This is a genomic window from Prevotella sp. C0026C3, assembly GCF_056590795.1.
In genome coordinates this window covers 1-6,196 of sequence record NZ_JBWPWW010000036.1, presented here as the reverse complement: position 1 = coordinate 6,196, position 6,196 = coordinate 1, and the positions used below count along the sequence as shown (strand labels likewise).

Sequence of the window (6,196 nt, the reverse complement as noted above, 5' to 3'; positions counted from 1 at the left end):
AGAGTAGGTGGCCGCCTTCTTTTAACGAGAGCCTCGATTACTGAATGTAGTCGGGGCTTTTTTGTGTATATAAGATAACGGTCTCTAAGTGAGAACTATGTACACTCAGACGGCTGATGTACTTTTGTACTTGCTGGTTGATACCACTTGACTCTACAGATGTAACTTTTTTGAGCTTTTATATGGAGTATTATTGGAATATTTTGTTCTAATATTATTGCTAAAAAGGGCTTTTGAAGCGTGAAATAAGATGGCATTAATATTATTGAAAATGTATAAAAAGCCTTTATAATCAGCACTTTATGCATGATTCTTTCTTCTTTCTCAGATGTTTTGTGTACCTTTGCACCGATAAGAATAAGGATAACATCTTTTTGTTGTATTAGAAGTGTTATTCGCTAAGGTATCTAACGGAATCGAGGATATTGGTAACGCTTTTTCTCAATAGCCATATTCGCGTGCATTTTTGCTTTTCTCTTGCACAGGTTCCATAATCAAAACAAAATGGAGAGAATAAACAAAGTTGTATTTTTAATTTTACTTATCTTTGCGTCATCTCGGATGACAGCCCTTGCGGCAGATGGTTTAAAAGTTGTACCTAACAGTAAACAAGTAGATTGGAATCCAGTGATGGATGCCATTATTCAAGTAGAGAGCAGAGGAGATTCGAAAGCCAAGAGTGGTAATTCCATTGGTGCAATGCAAATTACACCGATATTGGTAGCTGAATGTAATCAGATTCTTAAAAGAAAGAAAAGCAAGAAGAGATTTAAGTTGTCTGATCGATTCAGTGTTTCGAAGTCCAAGGAGATGTTTTTACTCTTCCAGTCTGCACATAACCCATTGAACGACATCGAGAGAGCTATACGCTCGTGGAACGGTGGTCTTCACTTTAATGTCAAGCGAACGCAGCGATATTTAGAGAAGGTTATGAGTGTCATGAAATAAATCATTATTTCTATAAATCCAGTCAATAGATTTATTCTACTGACTGGATTTTTCCTTTTATACCGTTAACAATCTAATAAATCTTAAAAACCTGTCGTATCCTCAACTTTTGCATTATATTTGTAATCTAATAGATAAAATTATAAATCATAAGAATATGTCATTAATTATTGTTGTGGTAGTCGTTGTACTACTTTTAGTGTGGGGTGTAAGCCTTTATAATAACTTAGTGAAGCTTCGCAATAATCGTGAAAATGCGTTTGCTAACATTGATGTGCAGTTGAAGCAACGTCATGATTTGGTTCCTCAGTTGGTTGCTACGGTGAAAGGATATGCAGAGCATGAGAAAGAAGTGTTCCAACGTGTTACGGAAGCCCGTGCAGCTGCGATGGGAGCCACATCTGTCAATGATAAGGTACAAGCCGAAAATGCGTTGACAGGAGCCTTAGCCGGACTCAAAGTTTCGCTTGAAGCTTATCCAGAACTGAAAGCAAACGAGAACTTCCTCCAGCTTCAAAACGAGCTCTCTGATATCGAGAACAAGTTGGCAGCAGTGCGTCGTTTCTTCAATTCTGCAACACGCGAATTGAACAATGCTGTCCAAACATTCCCTTCAAATATTTTTGCCAAGATGTTCGGCTTCCAAAAGGAGCCTATGTTTGAGGTTCCACAAGAGGAAAGATCTATGCTTGACAAGGCTCCCGAAGTAAAGTTCTAGGCCGATGAAGTATGTAGGAATGCAGACCCAAATCAGCCGTAACAACATGTTGAGTGTGTTGTTGCTGCTCATGTTTCCCGTAATTATCTTGGGAATGGTTTGGGTATTCCTTGCCCTCTTAAATTATTTCGGTGGTGGCTATTATGATGAATATGGGAGTGTCGTGCACCAACTAGATGCCGATACGGTCAATTATTACTTCATAACGACTATTCCTTGGGTAATTCTAGGAGTATTGGTGTGGTTTGTCATAGCCTATTATAGCAATGTACGCATGATACAGGCGGCTACCGGTGCTCGTCCGTTGAGCCGTCGTGATAATCCTCGTGTATATAATATCGTGGAGAATTTGTGTATGACTTGCAATATGGACATGCCTCAAATCAATGTTGTTGACGATGACCAATTGAATGCTTTTGCTAGCGGTATAGACAAAAAGTCGTACACGGTCACCGTTACCACCGGACTACTCAATCTCCTTACCGACGAAGAATTGGCCGGGGTGCTTGGGCATGAGCTTACTCATATTCGCAATCATGATACCAAGTTGCTTATTACCAGTATAATCTTCGTGGGCATCATCTCCACTGTCATGTCGCTTGTGGTGCGAATGATGTATAATATGATGTGGTATGGGGGGGGGCGGAGTGGTCGTAATGGCGAGAAAAATGGCCTTTCCGTTATCGTCATCATGTTGATAGGTGTCGTGTGTTGTGCCATAGCCTACTTCTTCACGTTGGTTACTCGCTTTGCCATATCGCGCAAACGCGAGTATATGGCAGATGCAGGTGGGGCAGAGCTATGTGGTAATCCGCTCGCTTTGGCTTCTGCTTTAAGGAAGATTTCGGGTAATCCCGGGCTTGATGATGTCAAGCGTGCCGATGTGGCACAACTCTTTATCATTCAGCCCGATGAGATGGAGCAAGGCTTAATGAGTTTCATGAATTCGCTTTTCAGCACTCATCCCGATACCGAAAAGCGTATACAAATATTAGAACAGTTTTAAATGTCTAGAATTAAATATCTTCTGTTTGCCATGATGGCTATCTGTTCGCAGTCTATGGAAGCTCAATCTGTGAAATATAGTCCGTTCCCACATTATACAGAAAGGATTAAGGAGTTTGATAGTATGACTCCTATTGATAGTTCTTCAATTGTGATGTTGGGTAATAGTCTTACTGAGAATGGGGGTGATTGGAATGCTCGTTTAGATGGGAAACGTATCAAGAATCGTGGTATATCGGGCGATGATGCCATAGGTATCAAGCATCGACTTATACAGATCTTGCCCGGAAAGCCTAAAGCTATTTTCTTGATGGTGGGTGTCAACGATTTGAGCCATGACTTGACTCCCCGACAGGTGTTTGATAATATCTGTCTCGTGATAGAGCAGATTCGTCGCGACTCTCCTCAAACCCAATTGTTTGTCCAGAGCCTGTTGCCTATCAACGAATCCTTTGGCCGTTGGAAAACGCTGGATGGGAAGACTAATGATATTCCTGTTATCAACAAGATGTTGAAGCAATATTGCCAAAAACATCATATTACATATATCAACCTTTTTAAGCAGTTCGTCCGTCATGGCACGAATGAGTTGCGTGCCTCTCTTTCAGTAGATGGGTTACACCTGTCTCCCGTGGGGTATAAGATTTGGGTATTTGAACTACAACGTTACGTTAGAGGATTGGAGTAAACTCTTAAGAAGTACTTTGGCGTATCTCAAATTGCTGTTTACAATATAGTGAGTAGTTTGTTATCAGTTTATTGCAGGGGCGAGGCAGCAATATTGCCAAAACGTTTCAGTATTACTGAAGAGGCCGAACAGCATCATTACTTACTTATTGCAGTGAAGAGAGTGGGAACTTTTTAGATGGTCGAATAATAGAGGAATAGTCGAAATACAGGCATAAGAAAAAGCCCAATGTGCATCTACCGAGATGTGCATTGGGCTTTTTGATTATTCGGTATTGTACTTGATTACATGTTCATACCACCGTCTATCTGAATCACCTGACCGGTTACATAGCTAGATAGGTCTGAAGCCAAGTAAACAGCAGTGTTTGCAATATCCTCTACAGTACCGCCACGGCGCAATGGAATCTTGTTGGTCCATTCTTTACGAACATTCTCTGGTAGAGCTTGAGTCATGGCTGTGTCGATAAATCCGGGAGCGATAGCGTTGGCGCGGATACCCTTGGGACCCATCTCTTGGGCTACACTCTTAGCCAATGCGATAAGACCGGCCTTAGAAGCTGCATAGTTGCTCTGGCCTGCGTTGCCGTGAACACCGACTACAGAAGCCATGTTGATGATAGAACCTTGGCGCTGACGCATCATTACAGGTACGCAAGCGTGGATGAAGTTGAATGCACTCTTCAAGTTTACAGCGATGACTGCGTCCCACTGCTGCTCTGTCATGCGCAACATCAAACCGTCTTTGGTGATTCCGGCATTGTTAATTAAAATATCAATAGAGCCGAACTCTTCTTTCACTTTGTTTACAACCTCTTCGCTCTCGGCAAAGTTTGCTGCATTGCTTGCATATCCTTTAGCTTTTACGCCTTTAGCTGCAATCTCACGCTCTGTTGCCAATCCGCCGTGCTCTTCGTCGATAACGAGGTCGGTGAAGGCGATATTAGCACCCTCTTCGGCAAACTTCAAGGCAATAGCCTTGCCAATTCCACGTGCAGCACCTGTAATCAGGGCTGTCTTACCTGTTAATAATCCCATTGCTTTAATTTTTTATTGTGTTATAATAAATACTTGTTTCCTATTTCTGTTTGAGTTTCCCCAGCGCTCCGTAGACAACTTTAGCTACGAGCGGTTTGCTGCTTTCTTCAGTCAATCCATGCCCTAGGCGACCATAAATGAAAGGAACTTCCAGCCCTTTGATACAATAGTGAGTGATGTCGGCCACCAATTCTACGTCTTCAATGTCGAATTCTCCGTCGTTTTTACCTTCTTGATAAACCTTACGGAATAGTTCTATTTCGTCTTCATCAAAGTTTTTTCTCACTTTCTCTACCATCCAAATATTACGAAAGAACTCCGCACGCAGGTTACCATTCCTTACGACAGTCTCACGAATCATGCTCAGATGCGTGTATATCAACTCTATGATTTTGTCTTGAGGACGAATCTTGAGTTCAGCCACCTCATCCAGTTTGTCCGATAGTCGTTCCAATTCCGACTCTATGACAGCCGAGTAAACATCTTCTTTCCTACTAAAATACGTGTAAAGTGTCCTACGTCCTTTGCCCGAAGCAATGGCTATGTCGTTCATAGTCGTGTTTGCAATACCATTTTTGGCAAATAGTTGTCTGGCAACATCTACGAGTTTCTGTCTGGTTTTTGATATAGACATCTATTAATTCCTCCTGTGTTTCTATTGTTTGCACATCGCTTTGTAATGTGCAAATGTAATAGAAATCTCGCATACAGCCAAATCTTAAGCCTTGTTTTACCCCTTTTAACGAAAAAAAACTCAGTTAATATTTGGTTGTTTCAAATAAAAGTCATACCTTTGCACTCGCAATCCGGAAAGGGATTGATTATTAATATCGCGGAGTGGAGCAGTTGGTAGCTCGCCAGGCTCATAACCTGGAGGTCGCATGTTCGAGTCTTGCCTCCGCAACTAAATACGCTCGAAAGTCCTATATATAGTGGCTTTCGAGCGTTTCGAGTATTAATGACTCGGACACTTTTTGGAACAGAGTTACAAACTAGCATTGGTTGCGAAGCGAACAATGTAAAAAAATGTCTTTATCAGACAAAAAACTCACATCGCATAAGGATATAATAGAGTTCACACTTCCTCGTCTTCATCGAGGGAAGCAATGGTATGTCGATTTCTTTGCATATGACCCGATATCGGGTGGGCTTAAACGCAAGAAGTATATGCTCGATCGTTATAAGACTACGAAAGAACGTGAGACTATGGCTTCCATTCTTATTCACAATATCTATCAAAAGCTGATAGCCGGCTGGAATCCTTTCACTCATGCGAAGAAGACACGACATTATACGGAGTTCTCTATTGTCGTACAGCGTTATGCAGACTATATCACAGTTGCAGAACAGAAAGGCATCTTGAAGCACAAAACGGCTATCGATTACAAAAGTCGACTCAAACAACTACAGCTGTATCTACTTGAGACTAATGTGAATATCAAATATGTCTACCAATTTGACCGTACGTTTGCGGTCGATTTTCTTGATTATCTTATTTTTGACAAAGACGTCAATTCTAAAACCCGGAATAATTATAGGACTTGGCTGTCAACTCTTGGTACATGGTTGAAAGAACGTCAATATATCGAAGCAAACCCTATCGAGGATATTCACATGATGAAGGAGACCGACAAGTTCCGCGACCCGCTCCCAGCGGATGCTCTTAAGCGTCTGCATGATTACACTTATAAATATATGCCCTCATTCTATCTTGCTTGTATGATTGGAAAAGCCACACTAATTTGACCCACGCTGGCAAAGTATTTTAGACCCAGTAAAACGATTTATTATTGACCCACT

Annotated in this window: 7 protein-coding genes and 1 tRNA gene; 6 read left to right on the top strand and 2 right to left on the bottom strand. The window is 41.5% G+C overall.

Going from position 1 to position 6,196, the window contains the following annotated elements; genetic code table 11:
* Nucleotides 1–561 precede the first annotated feature (561 nt).
* The 4 genes from AC1EK4_RS11795 (at nt 562) to AC1EK4_RS11780 (ending at nt 3,359) form a co-directional block, all read left to right on the top strand.
* The gene (locus AC1EK4_RS11795; RefSeq protein WP_369793989.1) at nt 562–948 is read left to right on the top strand and encodes a lytic transglycosylase domain-containing protein; all 387 of its coding nucleotides are present in this window, start codon (nt 562–564) and stop codon (nt 946–948) included.
* Nucleotides 949–1,105: 157 nt separating this feature from the next.
* Nucleotides 1,106–1,666 carry a LemA family protein gene (locus AC1EK4_RS11790; RefSeq protein ID WP_036900194.1) on the top strand — a complete coding sequence of 187 codons (561 nt, stop codon included), beginning with the start codon at nt 1,106–1,108 and terminating at the stop codon, nt 1,664–1,666.
* Between the two features lie 4 nt (nt 1,667–1,670).
* Nucleotides 1,671–2,672 (top strand): M48 family metallopeptidase, encoded by a 1,002-nt coding sequence (locus AC1EK4_RS11785; protein ID WP_036900192.1) that lies wholly within the window; start codon nt 1,671–1,673, stop codon nt 2,670–2,672.
* Nucleotides 2,673–3,359, top strand: coding sequence for a GDSL-type esterase/lipase family protein (locus AC1EK4_RS11780; RefSeq protein ID WP_480358395.1), 687 nt, complete (start codon nt 2,673–2,675; stop codon nt 3,357–3,359).
* A 284-nt stretch (nt 3,360–3,643) separates the two neighbouring features.
* Here the strand turns inward: AC1EK4_RS11780 and fabG are convergent, their stop codons facing one another.
* Both fabG and AC1EK4_RS11770 read right to left on the bottom strand, forming a co-directional pair.
* Nucleotides 3,644–4,396 (bottom strand): 3-oxoacyl-[acyl-carrier-protein] reductase, encoded by a 753-nt coding sequence (fabG, locus tag AC1EK4_RS11775; RefSeq protein WP_036900190.1) that lies wholly within the window; start codon nt 4,394–4,396, stop codon nt 3,644–3,646.
* Nucleotides 4,397–4,436: 40 nt separating this feature from the next.
* Entirely contained in the window at nt 4,437–5,030 is a 594-nt protein-coding gene (locus AC1EK4_RS11770) for a TetR/AcrR family transcriptional regulator (RefSeq protein ID WP_036900186.1), read from the bottom strand.
* 197 nt (nt 5,031–5,227) lie between these two features.
* Here AC1EK4_RS11770 and AC1EK4_RS11765 point away from each other — a divergent pair.
* Nucleotides 5,228–5,300, top strand: a tRNA-Met gene (locus AC1EK4_RS11765).
* Nucleotides 5,301–5,422: 122 nt separating this feature from the next.
* Nucleotides 5,423–6,142, top strand: coding sequence for a hypothetical protein (locus AC1EK4_RS11760; RefSeq protein WP_480358393.1), 720 nt, complete (start codon nt 5,423–5,425; stop codon nt 6,140–6,142).
* The last annotated feature ends 54 nt before the right edge of the window (nt 6,143–6,196 follow it).

Excerpts from the sequence above, each read along its gene's own strand:
- AC1EK4_RS11780 (WP_480358395.1), top strand. The coding sequence starts at position 2,673 with ATGTCTAGAATTAAATATCTTCTGTTTGCCATGATGGCTATCTGTTCG.
- AC1EK4_RS11760 (WP_480358393.1), top strand. The coding sequence starts at position 5,423 with ATGTCTTTATCAGACAAAAAACTCACATCGCATAAGGATATAATAGAG.
- AC1EK4_RS11795 (WP_369793989.1), top strand. The coding sequence starts at position 562 with ATGACAGCCCTTGCGGCAGATGGTTTAAAAGTTGTACCTAACAGTAAA.
- fabG (WP_036900190.1), bottom strand. The coding sequence starts at position 4,396 with ATGGGATTATTAACAGGTAAGACAGCCCTGATTACAGGTGCTGCACGT.
- AC1EK4_RS11770 (WP_036900186.1), bottom strand. The coding sequence starts at position 5,030 with ATGTCTATATCAAAAACCAGACAGAAACTCGTAGATGTTGCCAGACAA.
- AC1EK4_RS11785 (WP_036900192.1), top strand. The coding sequence starts at position 1,671 with ATGAAGTATGTAGGAATGCAGACCCAAATCAGCCGTAACAACATGTTG.
- AC1EK4_RS11790 (WP_036900194.1), top strand. The coding sequence starts at position 1,106 with ATGTCATTAATTATTGTTGTGGTAGTCGTTGTACTACTTTTAGTGTGG.